This is a genomic window from Methylolobus aquaticus, assembly GCF_054172105.1.
In genome coordinates, this window is the sequence record NZ_JBSYXP010000007.1 from 88,181 (window position 1) to 105,434 (window position 17,254).

The 17,254-nt window shown below is 61.5% G+C and carries 15 protein-coding genes; 14 read left to right on the plus strand and 1 reads right to left on the minus strand.

The genetic code is table 11. The annotated features are described in order from the left end of the window. Nucleotides 1–368: 368 nt before the first annotated feature. Both ACW73L_RS11255 and ACW73L_RS11260 read left to right on the plus strand, forming a co-directional pair. Nucleotides 369–3,830: an AAA domain-containing protein gene (locus ACW73L_RS11255; RefSeq protein ID WP_498922031.1), complete on the plus strand. Its 3,462-nt coding sequence runs from the start codon at nt 369–371 to the stop codon at nt 3,828–3,830. Further along, the gene (locus ACW73L_RS11260; protein WP_498922033.1) at nt 3,827–5,287 is read left to right on the plus strand and encodes a phospholipase D-like domain-containing protein; all 1,461 of its coding nucleotides are present in this window, start codon (nt 3,827–3,829) and stop codon (nt 5,285–5,287) included. The genes ACW73L_RS11255 and ACW73L_RS11260 overlap by 4 nt, the downstream gene beginning before the upstream one ends. Before the next feature lie 368 nt (nt 5,288–5,655). Here the strand turns inward: ACW73L_RS11260 and trfA are convergent, their stop codons facing one another. After that, entirely contained in the window at nt 5,656–6,480 is an 825-nt protein-coding gene (trfA, locus tag ACW73L_RS11265; protein WP_498922034.1) for a plasmid replication initiator TrfA, read from the minus strand. Nucleotides 6,481–7,000: 520 nt separating this feature from the next. Between trfA and trbB the strand changes: the two genes are divergently transcribed. From trbB to ACW73L_RS11325, 12 genes are all read left to right on the plus strand, one after another. Next, complete coding sequence (gene trbB / locus ACW73L_RS11270) at nt 7,001–7,963, plus strand: P-type conjugative transfer ATPase TrbB (protein WP_498922036.1); 963 nt, start codon at nt 7,001–7,003, stop codon at nt 7,961–7,963. 14 nt (nt 7,964–7,977) lie between these two features. Further along, nucleotides 7,978–8,391: a TrbC/VirB2 family protein gene (locus tag ACW73L_RS11275; RefSeq protein WP_498922038.1), complete on the plus strand. Its 414-nt coding sequence runs from the start codon at nt 7,978–7,980 to the stop codon at nt 8,389–8,391. Next, nucleotides 8,388–8,687, plus strand: coding sequence for a conjugal transfer protein TrbD (locus tag ACW73L_RS11280; protein ID WP_498922040.1), 300 nt, complete (start codon nt 8,388–8,390; stop codon nt 8,685–8,687). Before ACW73L_RS11275 ends, ACW73L_RS11280 begins: the two co-directional genes overlap by 4 nt. Then, complete coding sequence (locus ACW73L_RS11285; protein ID WP_498922042.1) at nt 8,687–11,140, plus strand: VirB4 family type IV secretion/conjugal transfer ATPase; 2,454 nt, start codon at nt 8,687–8,689, stop codon at nt 11,138–11,140. Before ACW73L_RS11280 ends, ACW73L_RS11285 begins: the two co-directional genes overlap by 1 nt. Then, complete coding sequence (locus tag ACW73L_RS11290) at nt 11,137–11,814, plus strand: VirB8/TrbF family protein (protein ID WP_498922044.1); 678 nt, start codon at nt 11,137–11,139, stop codon at nt 11,812–11,814. The genes ACW73L_RS11285 and ACW73L_RS11290 overlap by 4 nt, the downstream gene beginning before the upstream one ends. After that, entirely contained in the window at nt 11,811–12,755 is a 945-nt protein-coding gene (gene trbG / locus ACW73L_RS11295) for a P-type conjugative transfer protein TrbG (protein WP_498922046.1), read from the plus strand. Before ACW73L_RS11290 ends, trbG begins: the two co-directional genes overlap by 4 nt. After that, complete coding sequence (locus tag ACW73L_RS11300) at nt 12,752–13,162, plus strand: conjugal transfer lipoprotein TrbH (protein WP_498922048.1); 411 nt, start codon at nt 12,752–12,754, stop codon at nt 13,160–13,162. The genes trbG and ACW73L_RS11300 overlap by 4 nt, the downstream gene beginning before the upstream one ends. A gap of 3 nt (nt 13,163–13,165) precedes the next feature. Next, nucleotides 13,166–14,380: a TrbI/VirB10 family protein gene (locus tag ACW73L_RS11305; RefSeq protein WP_498922050.1), complete on the plus strand. Its 1,215-nt coding sequence runs from the start codon at nt 13,166–13,168 to the stop codon at nt 14,378–14,380. 8 nt (nt 14,381–14,388) lie between these two features. Then, nucleotides 14,389–15,144 (plus strand): P-type conjugative transfer protein TrbJ, encoded by a 756-nt coding sequence (trbJ, locus tag ACW73L_RS11310; protein WP_498922051.1) that lies wholly within the window; start codon nt 14,389–14,391, stop codon nt 15,142–15,144. Between the two features lie 163 nt (nt 15,145–15,307). Further along, entirely contained in the window at nt 15,308–16,399 is a 1,092-nt protein-coding gene (gene trbL / locus ACW73L_RS11315) for a P-type conjugative transfer protein TrbL (protein ID WP_498922052.1), read from the plus strand. Continuing rightward, entirely contained in the window at nt 16,396–16,884 is a 489-nt protein-coding gene (locus tag ACW73L_RS11320) for a lysozyme family protein (protein WP_498922054.1), read from the plus strand. Before trbL ends, ACW73L_RS11320 begins: the two co-directional genes overlap by 4 nt. Next, nucleotides 16,874–17,224, plus strand: coding sequence for a plasmid mobilization protein (locus ACW73L_RS11325; RefSeq protein WP_498922056.1), 351 nt, complete (start codon nt 16,874–16,876; stop codon nt 17,222–17,224). The genes ACW73L_RS11320 and ACW73L_RS11325 overlap by 11 nt, the downstream gene beginning before the upstream one ends. Nucleotides 17,225–17,254 lie beyond the last annotated feature (30 nt).

Here is a 17,254-nt window from a genome sequence, read left to right on the forward strand (position 1 = left end):
TAAAAAGGTGAAGCGGTATCGGTAATCGCAATTTCGACGGCAACACCTCGGCCGAAACGGTCACTCAGACTCATATTCATCGGTGGCGCCAATAAACCTGTTTCCGTCCTTCGCGAGAGTCACGGGTACTCAAAATTACTGTCACCAGTTTGTGCTAAGTTGGCACTTGAAACGGGTATGGTGAATGCCGCGCCAGGGGCGATTTGCATTGGATTACATTGCAGGAATTTGAGGCGATTTCGGGCGGGCGTAGGGTAATAAGCGCGAGCCTGGTCAATTACTCAGAAATTGCCAGACAAGCAACAAAACCAAAAATTTGATGCATTCACAAATTGACTACTCTGCTTACCCAAAAACCGGAGCCTTTAATGACAAGATCAAAGCTGACGCTACCCAGAAAGGATGACCATCAAACTCCCCAGGCGCAACGCCTTCAATTTTCTGGGGGTCGGTACATTACTCGTAACAAGCCAAGAAGCGGCGGATTGGCTTCAGTCTACAGGGGAACCGATGTTGATACTGGGAAAGAAGTAGCGATAAAGGTTTTCCTCTCCGCCGATGGAACAGATGAGGTTATTGAGGAATCGTTCCGGCGAGAGGTTCAGGCGTTATCTGACCTTAATCATCCGAATATTGTTCGGATCATTGACTCGGGGCGAGACGAAGAACTTGGCGCACATTTCATCGTGATGGATTGGGTCGAAAGAGACCTAAAGTCTGTCTGCGAATCTCGTCCCTTCCATAATTGGGATGAATTTTATAGGACCATAGGCAAGGGGGTACTGGATGGTCTCGTCTTCGCGTATTCACGATCTACCGTTCATCGGGACATCAAGCCATCAAACATCTTGGTGACCGAAGACTGGCGACCCAAGATATGTGATTTTGGTATCTCAAAAATTCGCGATTTTCTAGCGCCCGGCGTGACGCTTGCCCAATTCACATCGGCTCCATATGCCCCACCCGAGGCTGACGATGGGAGCTACAGCTACAGCCGAGACGTGTTTGGATACGCTGCCCTGGTCATCGCTTCGTTATGTGAGACGCCGCTAACGACGCATCGCGAATTGCTCAGTGCGCTTGAGAAGATTCAGTTGGACGAAGGAGTGCGGCGATTGCTGCGTCGCTGCCTTGCTCTTGATGACCCGGCTGCGAGACCCGGGAGCGTCCTAATTTTGCAAAGCGAATTGCAACGGCTGAAATCGACAGTAGCCCAGCAATTAAAAGGGACTTTGCTCTTCGCGTTGACGAAAAGGGTCAGAGGCATCGTCGAACATGACCTCGGCTTGCAAGACGACGATGTTGAACGATTCGTCGAACGCGATCTTGAGGCGGCATGTTGCGATGAAATTGCCCCGACTGATGAACGGCCTGATCGCAGCATCAGGCTTTATGGGCAGAAGTACGGATATACAGCAGCCGTCGAGAAGGCGACTGGCAAGCTCACGCTTACCTCGGCCCGCGAATATTTGCCTTCTGAAATGGAACGAAAACGGGCAGGCGCATGTGAGGTGGACTACAAGTTCGCACTACGCGGCCCTGGCGGATCAGATGGGATTGCAACATTCGATGGCTTTTTAGAGCAGATTCTTGAATTCTCCGCTGACCAAAAGCAACGTGTGTTGGATCAACGCGAACAGGCGTTGTACAGAACCTGGACAGACCTGCTAAGCGCCAAGACTGATCTGGAGAAGTCGCGACGGGCAAGCGCCCAGTACAGGAAGGCTGAGTCATCCGGAGAATTCATCAGATTGACGATGGCGCCTGGCAGCGAAACGGACTTGATGACTGACAAAGACATCGTCATTGACTGCGGCGCCAAGAAGTTCAATGGATCGGTGATCTCATACGGCGACGGCTACTTGTTGATTGCGCCAAACGAACGCAACAAGGCAGAGCATTCTGAGTTGCCTGTTAGCGGCAAGATTGAAGTGGACACGACCAAGTCTGATGTGGCTCTCGACAAGCAAAAGAGCGCAGTGGAAGTGGTCAGATTTGGTCGATCCGTAAACCCTGATTTGGGTCGTTACATCCTGAATCCTGACAGCATTCCAGTGCCTGTTCCGGCCGATGTGGATTTCATTCAGGCGCATATTGATGACGACAAGAGGGAGGCAGTCAAGACGGCGCTTTCCGGGCCTCCATTGATGCTGGTGGAAGGTCCGCCCGGCACAGGAAAGACGACATTCATTACTGAATTGGTTCTGCAATTTTTGAGACAGAACCCGAATGCCCGTGTCCTCCTTACCTCGCAGACACACGTTGCCCTGGACAACTCCCTGGAACGCATAATCGAGCTCAGCAAGGGCAAGACACGGGCTGTACGGATTGGCCATGAATCCGACGAAAGGATATCCATCAGCAGCAAGAAGATGCTGCTCGACGCAAAGATGCCCGAGATGCGGAAGGAGGCGTTGCAGTCAGGGCGTGAATTCATTGAGCAATGGGCTTTACAGCATGGGCTCAGCTTGACGGACATCCGGCGTGCGATGGCGTTGGAACGACATGCAAGTCTGAAGGCACGCATAGAAGAACTGGATGCGGGGATTTATGAACTCCAGCCCCAAATGACCGACGATGCGAAGAAGGCTTTGGACGCGGAACAGCGCGCTGATCTGGACGAACGCATGGAAGGCTTGACGCACGAACGCGATGAGATTGCTAAGGAGCTTAAAGAATCGCTCAGGGACCTGGGCCAATACGTTGAAGACAAGAATGATCTCAAGGAATACGCGAACTGCTCTGCCGCAGACCTTCGCGTATGGGCTGATGCTCATGCCAATGGAACGGATGACGGGCTCAAGCTCAAGAAGCTCGTGATTTCACATGCGGAATGGGAAGCGCGTTTCGGGAGGAGCCGCGAGTTCAAGGCAGCAGTAATTGCTTCATCGCAGATCGTTGCAGGGACTTGCCTCGGAGTCATGGGTGTGCCTGGGCGGAATGAAATCACCTATGACCTGTGCATTGTTGATGAAGCATCCATTGCCACCCCCACAGAGGTGCTTGTTCCCATGTCGCGTGCCAGAAGAACGGTCCTGGTTGGAGACAATCAACAACTTTCTCCATTCCAAGATCCACATCTGCGAACGTCTGGCCTGCTCTCGAGATACAACCTTACGGTAGCAGACCAGAAGGCCACACTTTTCCGGCATCTTACGGACGGCTTGCCGACGGACCTGCACAAGACGCTGACGACACAACATCGGATGATCCCTGCCATCGGCAACCTGATCTCCGAGTGCTTCTATGGAGGCAGGCTAAAAAGCGTAGAGCGTGAGGAGCAGCAATTTTTGTCAAAGGCCCTGCCACGCCCAGTTACGTGGTATTCGACTAGCAAGATCACAGGCAGAAAATCTACCAGGGTCGGCACCTCGTATCACAACGACTACGAGATACAGCAGGTAGTCACCCTGTTGTCGAGAATAGATTTCTTCATCCAAAAAGGACGTTTCAAGGACAAAAAGATATCTGTGGCAGTCCTCACAGGGTATGGAGATCAGAAGCAGCGCCTCAGGACTGCCATTCAAACGCGAAAACATGAATGGAACAGCTACTCAGAGATCTTCATCAATGTGGTTGACGCCTTCCAGGGGCGCGAATCGGACATGGTAATATTTTCCGTGACGCGATCCGAGGTAGACGGATTGGGCTTCCTGAAGGAAATGGAGCGCATCAACGTCGCGTTGTCTAGAGCTCGCGAATTGCTGGCAATTGTAGGCGACCATGTGTACTGCCAAACGGCAGAGGAAGCGCAGAACCCTCTTAAGGATGTGGTGGACTACATCCGTCGTCATCCTGATACCTGCGCGCTTGAAGAGCTACAGCAATGAACCTCGAAGAAACCCTAGAGAAAGCTGCCACGGCACGTCCAGGCTATGAATTGGCGGCGTTCAAGGACGCTGGCTTGCCAGTCTACCTATTGACCGTGCGTGTTCTCACACTGGACCACAAGCCATTGAGTCCGATCGATGAAGGCGTATTGAAAGCAGTAGCGGCAGGCCTAGATACGCCTGATGACATAGCTGCATTCCTCGGGCTTCCAAGCAATGTTTTGACGCCTGTGTTCGCCGGGCTCAACACCCTGGAACTCATCAACTACGTCCGCGCTATTGGCGACGGCAAGCCTCGCGTCCTGTTGACCGCCAAAGGACGCAATGCCCTGGCAATCGCATCCACCATCACCCCTCAAGAAAAGACAGTCCGGATTTCCCTGGATGCCATCACACGGCGACTGCTGTTCATCAGCCCGAATGCCCTATACAAGCCGCGCGATATGCGGGAACTTGGCCTGTTAGAGATTCCATCAGGGGCATCCAAGAGGCCTGAGGTTGAAGACATTCCAGTGGAAGATTTCGACCGCGTATTGGCACGACAACGTGCAGGCCGTGAGAATGCCAGTGACTTGTTGTCGGTCCGACGCGTGGAACGCAGAGAGCTTCACTATCTGCCTTGCGTCATGCTGTTTTATCGCAATCAGACTCGCACGAACGAGGTAGATGTTGCCTTCTGGCGTGAAGACGGGCCTTCGTTGGATCATGAAGCTCGATTCAGGGAGCTTGGGGGACAAGATTTAGTCGGGGCGAAATTTCTCGTCAACAAGTCAGCCGCTCCTGCTTCTGATGTTGTCGAACAAGTATCGGATTACACCAAGCCCGCACCTGCTCCAGTCGCGACGCCGCCAATCCAACCGGCAAGCGTATCCCCTCCTGCAAATCCTGTTAAAGACAACGATGCGGAGTCGTCGGGAGAAACGCTTCAACAAATCCTTTGCCACGAACACCCTGGACTGCTGACTAAGGCCCTACTGCATTCAAAGAAGCGCCTCCTAATAATTTCGCCGTGGATTCGTCATCAAGTCGTGAATTGGGAATTCGTAGCCTCCCTTGAGGTGCTCCTGCAGAACGGAGTTGATGTCTACATCGGTTACGGATTGGACGATGGGGATGGAGCTGGCGCAAGAAACAACGATGCCGCGAAAAAGCTACCGATCACTCCAGCAGCGGAGAAGGACCTGAACCGACTGGCGACGAAATACGCGAATTTCCGGTTTGTCTATGTGGGTAACACTCACCGAAAATCTCTGGTGTCTGACGATTCATTTGCCGTAGTGACCAGCTTCAATTGGCTGTCATTCAAAGGTAATCCGAGCGATAAGCCACGCGACGAGAGCGGTGTGGTGATCCGCAAAAAGTCCTATGTGGAAAAAGAGTTTGAGAAAGGCCTCACCCTTCTGGAACAGGGATATTCGGGAAAACCGTCAAACAAGCAACCAATTAAGAGAACGTAGAGCTTTCTAGCTCTTATGTATTTTCCCTAGATTGGGTCAGCAGCTATGGGTCGTGAACAACCCGATTAGTGTCGCTCCATCAACGACAGCAAAGAGGCGGTAGCGGTCAACGATTCGACGTCGGCCGACCGGTAGTTTTGGCCGATGAGTCGCCTGACAACACACGATGGGGACGACGGATCAATGCTGGAAGCGGCCGTTGAGCCCAAGGGTGTGATCGTAGCCAGGAGGTTGCCAAGCCCGGTGCCCGAGGGAGCTGAGCTGGCTCAGCCCTGAGGAGGTTGCTCGGATGACGTGTTGGTATTATGGACGGCCCGTTCTCGCCCGATCGGAGCCGTAATTCGTCTCGGCGAGATCGGAGAGGAGCGCTACTGATCGGTTGTGTGTTTGACCATCACCCGGCCGTCATCCGTGAGCGTTGCCTCGGCCAATGCGCCAATGGCGACCAGATCCTGCAGCGCTGAGCGCACGCGCAGCTTGAAGTCCCGCAGATTCTGCGCCGAGCTGCCGGAGAGTCGGTGCAACGTCGTCACCTTGACCGGGTAAGGCGTGGCATGGCTGCAAAGATAGCCGTGTAGCCAGAGCGCAAGAGGTTTCCGCCGCAGTTGCTGCCGCTGCTCCCACTCGAGGTAGGTATACCCGCTGGCGAAAAGGCGACACATTTCCAGCGTCAGTTCGACCACGTAGGTCTGCGTGTCCTCATCCCGGTAGTACCGCAGCAGATGGTCGCCGAAGGTGTGCCGTCCCTTGAATGTGACCTCGACCAGCGCGCCGCTGAGCCGGGCCAGCGAGTCGGCCAGCCAGGCATAGTGCGGTTTGCTGATCCCGCGGCCCATTGCCTTGAGCAAGCTGTGGGCCTTAAACGTCACCGGATAGCCCGGCAGTTGGTGGCGGGCGAGGTGCAGGATCTGCAGCCAGACATCGAGATCCGACTGGTCGAGTTGGACGCCTTGCAGTTTCAGTTCGATGTCCTGCGTCGACGCCAGAAGCGTCCGCTTCTTGAACACTTGCCGCTGTCGTCCCTGGACGCCGGCGAACAGCGCTGAGCGCAGCAGCACGTTGGGTGCGCCCCGTGATACGTCCGGCCAGGACGGCATCGACCTCGGCAGACTCCCGCACTGCGCCTTCGCTGCGGCGATGCTGGCGATGCGTTCCGCCAGGACGCCGGCTGTGACCGCCGCCCTTTCGGGCACTGCTTCAGTGTGATCGACCGGGCTGCCAGTGCCCGGGACTGTTTGAGCGTCGACCGAAACGTCGGTCGAGAGGGTTCTTTCACTAAACGGCATGGCGGTGCCCGGTGGGGCCGTGCTGGATTCAACTGCCGAACAGGCTAAGCGCCGGCGTCGCATTTGGGGGCGCGAAAGCTCACCACTTTCGCGCTCTTTCTCCGGATTTCCTTTTCGGGACCCACCAACGTCCCTCTTCCGCCTTCATGGCGGTGAGCGCCCCTCGGTAACGCCCTGACTCCGCTCGACGGGTCCGTTCTCGGCTTCACGCCCAAAATCCCGAGAAAGCGGCCGATTCTGGTGAGCTTTCGCCCGCACAACACGCGGCGCTTTCGCGACACTGTCTCCACGCTTTTCGTGGAGACAGCCGCGTGCTTCCTGATCCTGAGACAGTCCTATTTTGGGTGACGCGGTGCGCGTTCGCGCGCACCGGGGAGGTCTCGCCGTCAGTCTCGCCTGCGATGGACTCCGTTATAGGAGAGTCGCAGTGACCGCTGCCGTTCCGGACATCACCTCGTCCGCCGCCCGCCTGGACGAGAGTCTGCGGCGCCACTTCGGCCCGGCCGTCCTGTCTGCGCTTGCCGATCCCAAGACCACCGACCTGCTGCTGAACCCGGACGGGGTGCTGTGGCAAGCCCGGCTCGGGGAACCCATGCAGGCGATCGGCCGGATGTGTGCCGCCCAGGCCGAGATGGCCCTCCGTACGCTCGCCGCCGCGCTCCAGACCACCATCACCGCTGAGAAGCCCTGGCTCGAAGGCGTCTTGCCACTCGATGGTAGCCGCATCGCCGGACAAATCCCGCCGGTCGTGACGGCGCCGGCCTTCGCGATCCGCAAGCGCGCCGTGGCGGTGTTGACCCTCGATGACTACATCGCCGCCGGCGTCCTGTCGTCCGACCAGCACGCGCTGCTGCTCGACGCCGTCGTGGCCCATCGCAACATCCTCGTAGTCGGTGGGACCGGCAGCGGCAAGACCACGCTCACCAACGCCATCCTGCAGGCCATCGTCGACCACGCACCGGACGAGCGGCTGTTCATCATCGAAGACACCGGCGAGATCCAGTGCCGGGCGCCGAACAGTGTGGCCTATGTCGCGACCACCGATTTCAGCCTGACCCGCGCGGTCCGCACCGCGATGCGGATGAACCCGGACCGGATCATCGTCGGTGAGGTGCGCGGTCCCGAAGCGCTGGACCTGCTGCTGGCCTGGAACTCCGGCCACAGCGGCGGCGTCGCGACGCTGCATGCCGACCACGCCCGCGGCGGGCTGACCAAGCTCGCGCTCTACGTCACCCAGCATCCCCATGCCCCCGCCGTCGTCGAACCCCTGATCAGCGAGGCGGTGCATGTGGTCGTGCACATCGCGCTGACGCCCGCAGGCCGACGCGTCACCGAGATCCTGCACCTGAGCGGTTACCGCGATGGCCAGTACCTGTTTCTTCCCACCTGACCCCGAGGTCCTCGATGTCATTCCCTACTGTACCTTGCGCTGTTTCCCTTCCCCCTTGCTGCCCGACTCTGGCAGCCGTTCCGCCACGGCTGGCGTGGTTCACGCTCGCCCTGCTACTCCTGCTGGCGATTCCCTTCGAGGCCAACGCCGCCGTCGGTGCCGGCGGGGCCTTGCCGTATGAGGCCTGGCTCACCGCGCTCCGCACCTCCGTGACTGGCCCGGTCGCCTTTGCGGTGTCGATCATCGGCATCGTCGTCGCCGGTGGCGTGCTGATCTTCGGCGGCGAACTCAACAACTTCTTCCGCAGCCTGATCTTCCTGGTGCTGGTCATGGCCCTGACGGTCGGTGCCCAGAACCTGATGGGCACCTTCTTCGGTCAGGGCGCACTGATTGGCGACGAGACCCGGACCGCAGAGGTCACGACATGACCCTGCGGGCCACGCCCATCCATCGGGCCGGTAACCGCCCGCACCTGTTCCTCGGTGGTGACCGGGAAGGCGTGATGTTCACCGGGGTGCTGGCCTTCGCACTGGTGTTCGCCGCCCAGGACTGGCTCGCCTCCGGCTTCGGCTGTGCGCTGTGGCTCACCGCGCTGACGCTGTTCCGCCGCATGGCGCAGGCCGATCCGCTGCTGCGGACGGTCTATCTCCGCCATCGGCGTTATTCGGTGTATTACCCGGCTCGCTCGACGCCCTTCCGGTTCAACCGCACGGTGCGACGCTGATGTTCACAGTACCCAAGCGCCTGCGCCCACACCGCTCTACTGCCGCCGGGGTGGCCGATCTGCTGAACTATGCCGCGGTGGTGGCCGATGGGGTCATCGTCGGCAAGAACGGCGCCCTGATGGCCGCCTGGAGTTACACCGGCGGCGATCAGGCCAGCAGCCCCGAGGCCGAGCGCGAACGGGTATCTCTCCGGATCAACGAGGCACTCGCGCGCCTTGGTTCCGGCTGGATGCTCCACGTCGATGCCATTCGCCGTCCGGCACCGGGGTATCCGGACCGCACGGCCACCCACTTCCCGGATCCCGTGACGGCGGCGCTCGACGCAGAGCGCCGCCGGCTATTCGAGCGACTGGGCACGCTCTATGAAGGTCAGTTCGTGTTGACCGTGACCTGGCTGCCACCACTGCTGGCCGAAGCCAAGTTCGTCGCCCTGTTGTTCGACGATGACAGTGAACGGCCCGACGGCCACACCCAGACGCGCGGCTTGGTCGAGCGCTTTCAACGATCCTGCGAGGCGCTGGAGAGTCGGCTGTCGACGGTGCTGACGTTGCAGCGGCTGCGCTCGCGCACTGTTCTCCAGGAAGACGGCACGACGTTGACGTTGGATGACGGCCTCAGTCATCTGCAGACCTGCATCACGGGTCGCCCGCAGCCGGTGATCCTGCCGTCGTGTCCGATCTACCTGGATGCGCTGATCGGCGGACAGGAACTGTGGACCGGCGTCATTCCGAAGCTCGGCCGTTCGTTCATCCAATGCGTTGCCATCGAGGGCTTTCCGCTGGAGTCGACCCCGGGCCTGTTGAATGTCCTGGCCGAATTGCCCATCGCCTACCGCTGGTCCAGCCGTTTCATTCCGCTCGACGGCCACGAAGCCCTGGCGGCCTTGGATACGTTCCGCAAGAAGTGGCAGCAGAAGGTCCGCGGCTTCTTTGATCAGGTATTTAACACCGGCCGCGGACCGGTGGATCAGGATGCCATGGCGATGGTCGCCGATGCCGAAGCGGCCATGGCCGAAGTGAACTCGGGGCTGGTCGGTCTCGGCTACTACACCAGCGTCGTGGTACTGATGGACGAGGACCGTTCCCTTGTTGAGCAAGCCGCCCGGCGGGTCGAGAAAATCATCAACGGCCTGGGGTTCGTCGCCCGGATCGAGACGGTCAACACCCTGGAGGCCTTCCTCGGCAGTCTGCCGGGCCACGGCTACGAGAACGTCCGCCGGCCGCTGCTCAACACGCTGAACCTGGCCGACCTGCTGCCGACCTCGACGGTCTGGACCGGATTACCGCAGGCGCCGTGTCCGCTGTATCCCCCCGCCTCACCGCCGCTGTTGCAGGCGATTACCCGCGGTGCCGCGCCGTTCCGGCTGAACCTGCATGTGCGCGATGTCGGGCACACACTGATCTTCGGCCCGATCGGGGCCGGGAAGTCGACGCTGTTGGGCCTGCTGGCGGCCTCATTCCTGCGCTACCCCGGCATGAGCCTGTTCGGCTTCGACAAGGGCCTGTCGCTGTTCGCGCTGACGAAAGCCGCCGGCGGCCAGCACTACTGCGTCGCTGGGGATGAGGAACGCTTGGCCTTCTGCCCCTTGCAATACCTGGAGACGGCCAACGACCGGGCCTGGGCGGCGGAGTGGCTCGACACGCTGCTGGCCTTGAACAACGTCACCACCACCCCGGTCCAGCGCAACGCCATCGCCGAAGCCCTGAAAGGGATCCACCGCTCCGGCGAACGCACGCTGAGTGCGTTTTGCTTCAGCGTCCAGGATCACGCCATTCGCGAAGCCCTGAAGCCCTACACCGTCGACGGTGCGATGGGCCACCTACTGGATGCCGAGCAGGACGGTCTGGCCTTGAACCGGCTGACGGTATTCGAGATCGAGGACCTGATGGCGCTCGGCGAGAAATACGCCTTGCCGGTGCTGCTCTATTTGTTCCGCCGCATCGAACGGGCGCTGAAAGGTCAACCCGCTGCGATCCTGCTGGACGAGGCCTGGCTGATGCTGGGTCATCCGGTGTTTCGGGACAAACTGCGCGAGTGGTTGAAGGTGCTGCGCAAAGCCAACTGCGCGGTGGTCATGGCCACCCAGTCGCTCAGCGATGCGGCCCGGTCCGGGATCCTTGACGTGCTGGTCGAGTCGACCGCCACCAAGATTTTTCTCCCGAACCTGCACGCACGCGATCCCGACACCGCGGCCTTGTACGGCCGCATGGGTCTCAACGCCCGGCAGATCGAGATCGTCGCGACGGCGCAGCCGAAGCAGCACTACTACGCCGTCTCGGAACAAGGCCGGCGGCTGTTTGAACTCGCGCTGGGACCCCTGGCGCTGAGCGTCATCGGCGTTAGTGACAAAGAGTCCATCGCCACCATCCGGCAGCTCGAGGCCCAGCACGGCGCCGACTGGATTCATCCGTGGCTGCAGCGCCGCGGACTCACCTTGGAGGACTTTGCATGACCGAGCCCGCTACCAATCCCTATCTCGCCGCACGGATCCAGTGGAACGCCCATGTCGGCGCCACACTGCATGCCGCGCGCATCTGGCAACTGGTCGCGGTCAGTGCGCTGGGTATCGCCGCTGTCGCTATCGGCGGGGCGCTATACCTCGGCGCGCAGTCGACGTTCATTCCGTATGTGGTCGAAGTCGATCAGCTCGGCCAACTGCAGGCCGTCCAGATCGCCGACCGGGCCAGTGCCGCCGATGAGCGGATCATCCATGCGAGCCTCGCGACTTGGATCACCTCCGCCAGGATGGTCACGCCGGATGTCAGCTTACAGCGCGACGCGATCTTCAAGGTCTACGCGTTGCTTAATCCACAGGACCCCGCCACCGCCAAGCTGAACGCCTGGTATGGCGAGAACGAAGACTCGAGTCCCTTCCGCCGCGCCGAGACCGAGACGGTCGCGGTCGAGATCCATTCGGTGCTACCGCAGAGCGAGACCACCTGGCGGGTTGACTGGAGCGAGACCACCTACACCCGCGACGGGGCACCGAAAGCCCCGCCGCAGCGCATGACGGCGCTGATCACCGTCTATTGCGTGCCCACCACCTCGGCCACCACCGAGGCCGAGATCCGCAAGAACCCCCTGGGCCTGTTCATCAAAGACCTGTCGTGGAGTCGGCAAGCATGAAACTGATTTATCTCCTGGCGTTCCTCCCCGTGTTGGCTCTGGCACTGCCCGTTGAGGGCGTGCCGGAGCCCTTTTTCAACCCGGAGAACCCGACCCTGTCCCCGCAAGAGAAAGCCGGTCTTGCCATCGGTCAACGCTGGCGTACTGCCAGTGCCACCGGCATCAAACCCGTCGCCGGCGGCGATGGCTCGGTGCAGTTCCTGTTCGGCGCGACGCAACCGAGCGTGGTCTGTGCCGTCATCCAAGTCTGCGACATCGAGTTGCAGCCGGGCGAGATCATCTCGAACTTCAATGCCGGCGATCAGGTGCGCTGGCGCATCGAACCGGCGCGCTCCGGTTCCCCCCAAGGCGAGATCGAGCACGTGATGCTGAAGCCGCTGGATGTGGGGCTCCGCACCAGTCTGATCATCACCACCGACCGGCGGACCTATTACCTGCAGCTGGTCTCGCACCGGACTGAATACATGCCGCGGGTGTCGTTCGCCTATCCGGATGATGTCCACCAACAGTGGGCGGCGTTCAAGGCCACCGATCGGGAGCGGCAGAGACACGGGATAGGCGGGGCTGGCGGATCGGACGATGGAGCTTCTTCAGGATCGGTGAGTCACCCCGCTTACCTCGACCGCCTGGACTTCAACTATCGGATCGAGGGCGAGGCGAGCTGGAAGCCGGTCCGCGTGTTCAACGACGGCCGCAAGACCATTCTGCAGTTGCCGGAGACCTTGACCCAGACCGAAGCCCCGAGCCTGTTGGTGCTGCGCGGTGAGGACAGCCTCTGGCCGTGGGGCGAGAAGGCCGAAGAGGTCATGGTCAATTACCGCGTGCAAGGCAATCGTTACGTGGTCGACAGCATCCCGGAGCGGATGCTGCTGATTGCCGGGGCCGGTGAGCATCAGACCAAGGTGACGATCACCCGAGAAGGGAAGGAGAGCGGTCGATGAACCGTCATCTCGTGCCTCTCGTCTTGGCCCTGGCGATTCTCTTCGCGGGTGGCTGTGCCCACACCGGTAACTTGGCTCAGGTCCCGGCGCCACAAGCGGTGCGCCTGGCGGAGGATACCGCCGCGGCGATGCGGGTGGTCTGGCCCGCCCCGAGCACGCGGCTGGCGGTGAACGAATCTAAGGACGAGCCGTTCCTGAGCGCGCTGGTGGCCGAGCTGCGGAAGGCGGGTTACGCGATCGAACCGGCGACGCCGGGTACAGCGGGCGCGCTGACCTACGTCGTCGATCGTCCGGACCTGAACCACTATCGGGTGCGAATCCAGGTCGGTGGGTGCTCGCTGCAGCGGCTGTATGGGACGCAGGGCGGCGCACTGCAGCCCGCCAGCGCCTGGACGCGGCAGGACTGAGCCATGACGAGTCGCATGTCGCCGGCGGCCTCGCCGGGTGGCGCCCGCACCGGGGTGCGCCGCGTCAACAACCTGCCGCTGGTGTTCACCGGGCTCGCCGTACTTGGGTTCCTGGTAATCATGGCGCTGGTCGCCGTCAAACGGGCACAGCCGCCGGCGTCCGGTGCCGAAGATAAGCCGCAGGGCGGGAACGCCACGCGCTTTGCCCAGAGCCTCACCCGGGCTTACCCGAACGGGATGATCCCGGCTAAGCGCCCGCCGGTACCGCCGCCTCCGCCAGCACCGATCGAACCGGCAACTGCGGTTCCCGTGGCTGTCGCCGCGGTGGATCTCGATCATCCCCCGCTGCCGCCGCGGTTGCAGCCGAACGCTGCGCCGGATCCGGAGGTGCAGCGCCTTCGCCAGCTGAAGCAAAGCGCCTTCGAAGAGGCCGTCAAAGGGCCGACCAGCGGGCCGCTGGAGGGCTGGCGAGCACCCCGAGGAACCAAATCAGCCCAACTGAAGCGCGCGACCGCCGACGGGCCAGCGCGCCCTGATGACTCGGCCGACGACCGCATACCGGTCGCTGTTCCTTCGGCGGATCGCTGGCGCCTGGACAACCGCCCGGAACCGCAGGAGACCGCCTACGTGCTCCGCACCGGCTTCGTCATCCCGGCCGTGATGATCAGCGCGATCAACAGCCAATTGCCGGGACCGGTGATCGCCCAGGTGTCGCAACCGGTGTACGACAGTGCGACGGGCGAGCAGTTGTTGATCCCGCAAGGCACGCGCCTGATCGGCGTGTACTCGAACGAGGTGTCGGCCGGGCAGGAACGCGTCTTCGTCGCCTGGCAGCGGCTGGTGTTCCCGGATGGACAGGCGATGGACATCGGCGAGCAGCCCGGGACCAGCGGCGCTGGCCTGACCGGCCTCTCGGGCGAGGTCGATACGCATATGGGGCGGGTGTTCGGCAACGCCCTGTTGATGAGCCTGATCACCGCCGGCGCGACCTACTCCCAGCAGCCGCAGGGCGGGGCGGGCGGACTCGGCCTGCAACAGACTGCCGGCAGCACCCTTTCCGCGGCGCTCGGCCAGCAACTCGGCGCGGCCGGGGCGGCGGTCCTGATGAAGAACCTGAACGTCGCCCCGACCATCGCGGTGCATGCCGGTTACAGGCTGACCGTGGTGGCGACCAAGGACCTGACCTTCAACCGGCCGTATCGGCCCTTTGCCCACTGAGGACTCCCATGCAACTCCGAACCCGCTCGCTGAGCTTTTGTGTCATCGCGGCGCTGAGTGCGCCGGCCTACAGTATCGACTTCGTACTCGATACCGCCGTGTTGGCCGAGGCGACCACCACCGCCGCCAACACCGTGAAACAGGTCGAGAACCAGGTTCGCGACTATGCGCTGCAGTTGCAGCAGTACGAGGACATGGTCAAGAACACCGTCGCGCCGGTGGCGTGGGTCTGGAATGAAGCGACGCTGACCTACCAACGGGTCCGCTCTTATGCCGATCTGCTGCGCTACTACACCGAAGGCGGTGGCGTCGAAGCCTATCTCTCCCGCTTCCAGAGCGCCGGCTACTACGCCGGCTCCCCGTGTTTTACCGCACGCGGGTGTACCTGGGCCGAGATCCAGGCGATCCATGCCCGCGACCGCGCGGCCAGTGAGGCACAGAAGAAGGCCAACGACGCGCAGCTGCGTGGCGTCGAGCTAGGGCAGAGGCAGGTGCAGCAGGACGCCACCGATCTCGGGGCGATGCAGCGCCTCGCGCAGACAGCGCAAGGGCGGAACGAACTCTTGGGCGCCTCGAATCAACTCGCCGCGGCCAATGCCAACAACCTGTTGTCGATTCGGACGCTCATGCTGCAGCAGCAGGCGGCCGAGAATGCCCGGAATGCCACGCTGATGAACCGCGAAGCCGTGCAACAGGCGGCCGATCAGGCCGCGCTGGCTGGGCAGTTCGTGAAAAGCCCGGTGTTGAACTATGCGAAGTATTGAGGCGCGGAGGCTGCAACTCCCGTCTCCGGGTCGACCTCATCCCAATGTGGCCACGTCTGGGTTGGGCAGCCACGTGAGGATGATGGGTTCGTCTCGGGACTGCGTGGGAAGGCCTCTGTCACGGAATCCCATCACATGGTCGGGTGGGGTGATCGTATCGTTGATGCTGATCTCCGTAGACGCCTCAGCCGCCATCGATAACGCCGGCATCCTGACCAATGTCACCGACCGCTTCCACACCGTCGCCGCGACCTGGGGCGGAGTGATCCTGGGCTATGCCGGCACGCTGTTCTGGAGTCTGGCGGTGATCAGCCTGGTCTGGACCGGCGGCACGTTGGTGCTGCGCCAGGCCGACCCGCAGGAGTTCTTCGCCGAGTTCGTCCGCTTCACGCTGACGCTGGGGTTCTTCTATTGGTTGCTCTTGCACGGTCCGGCGATCGGCAAGGCGCTCGTCGACACCCTGGTTCGTATTGGTGGGAATGCCATGGGCGCCGGGATCACTGCACCCTCGGGCGTGCTCGACCTCGGCTTTGAGTTGGCGTTCAAGACCTACGATGCGATGAGCCTGACCAGCCCGATCGTCTCGCTGGTCGGCATCACCGTCGCCCTGGCCATCCTGATCATTCTGGCCTTGATCGCCGCCAACCTCACGGTGCAATTCTGCGCCGGCTGGATCGTGCTCTATGCCGGCTGCATCCTGCTGGGCTTCGGCGGCAGCCGCTGGACCTCGGAGATTGCGCTTAGCTATTACAAGACCGTGCTCGGCATCGGGCTCAGCCTGATGACGATGATCCTGTTGCTCGGGGTCGGCAGTTCGATCCTGACCCAATACTTCACCGCGATGAGCGGCGGCATCCAGATTAAGGAGGTGACCGTCATCCTGGTCGTGGTGCTGATCCTGTTCCTGTTGCTCGACCGGTTGCCGGGCCTGATGGCCGGTATCGTCAGTCATGGCTTCAGTCACGCCGGGATCGGTACCTTCGGCGCCGGGACGGCCCTGGCAGTCGGTGGCCTGGCCTCCGCCGCTGGTTCGATCGCGGCCCATCGTATGGGCGGTGCTCTCCACAGTGCCGCCGAAGTCACCGGTGCCAAAGCCTTGTTCGAGCGCATCCGTGCCGGGCAGGCCGAGGCGGCGTTGGATAGCACGCTGGGCGATGCTGTCTTGGCGGATCCGAGCGCGAGCGAGTCGGCGTTGTCCGCAGGGTTGGCGGGATCCAGAGAAGCATTCGCGGCCGACACGGAGCGGTCCGCATGAACGCGTTGCCGCCCCCGCACCTGGAGCAACGCATCGTCTGTTCCGTCGAAGCCGCCCAGCGCTATGCCATCCCGGCCAATATATTGCTGGCGGTAGCCGAGATCGAGAACGGGCGACCGGGCCAGCGCGTCCGCAATACCAACGGCACGCACGACGTCGGTCCGTTGCAGTTCAACACCCATTACCTGTCGGGCCTCGCCCAGTTCGGCATTCAACCGGCGGACGTGGCCGGTGCCGACTGTTACCCATTCGAGCTCGCCGCCTGGCGTCTGGCCGGTCATCTCGCCCGCGATCGCGGCGATCTGTGGACCCGCGCGGCCAACTATCACAGCCGCACCCCGCGCTACAACGCCATCTACCGCGGCAAGCTGATCAAGACCGCGGCGCGCTGGGCCCTCTGGCTCGCCAAACACGTTGCAGTGCGCGTGATGCCGCCACACGAACCGACCTCCATTACGACGCTCAGGACCGGTCATGGCCGATAACCGGAATTCTGGTTATTGCCTGCGCGTCCCGGTGCGGACGGACGAAGCCGTCGCGATCAAGAGTCAGGCCCAGCGGTGTGGGCTCTCGACCGCCGCCTATCTCCGTAATCTTGGTTTGGGACATCCGGTGACCGGCGTGTTCGATGCCGAGGCGGTATTGGCGTTGAGTCGTGCGAACCGCGAACTCGCGCGCATCGGCGAGCTGCTCGAACAGTGGCTCCACAACGACGACCGGCTCAGCGTCCTGGAGCGCGCCACGCTGACGCGGAACATCAGTGCCATGCTGGCGGAGCTCAAGACACTGCAGGCCACGCTGCTCGCCACCGTGCAGCGGGTGTGAGTTTGCCGGGTCATTGTATTTCCCTGCTCG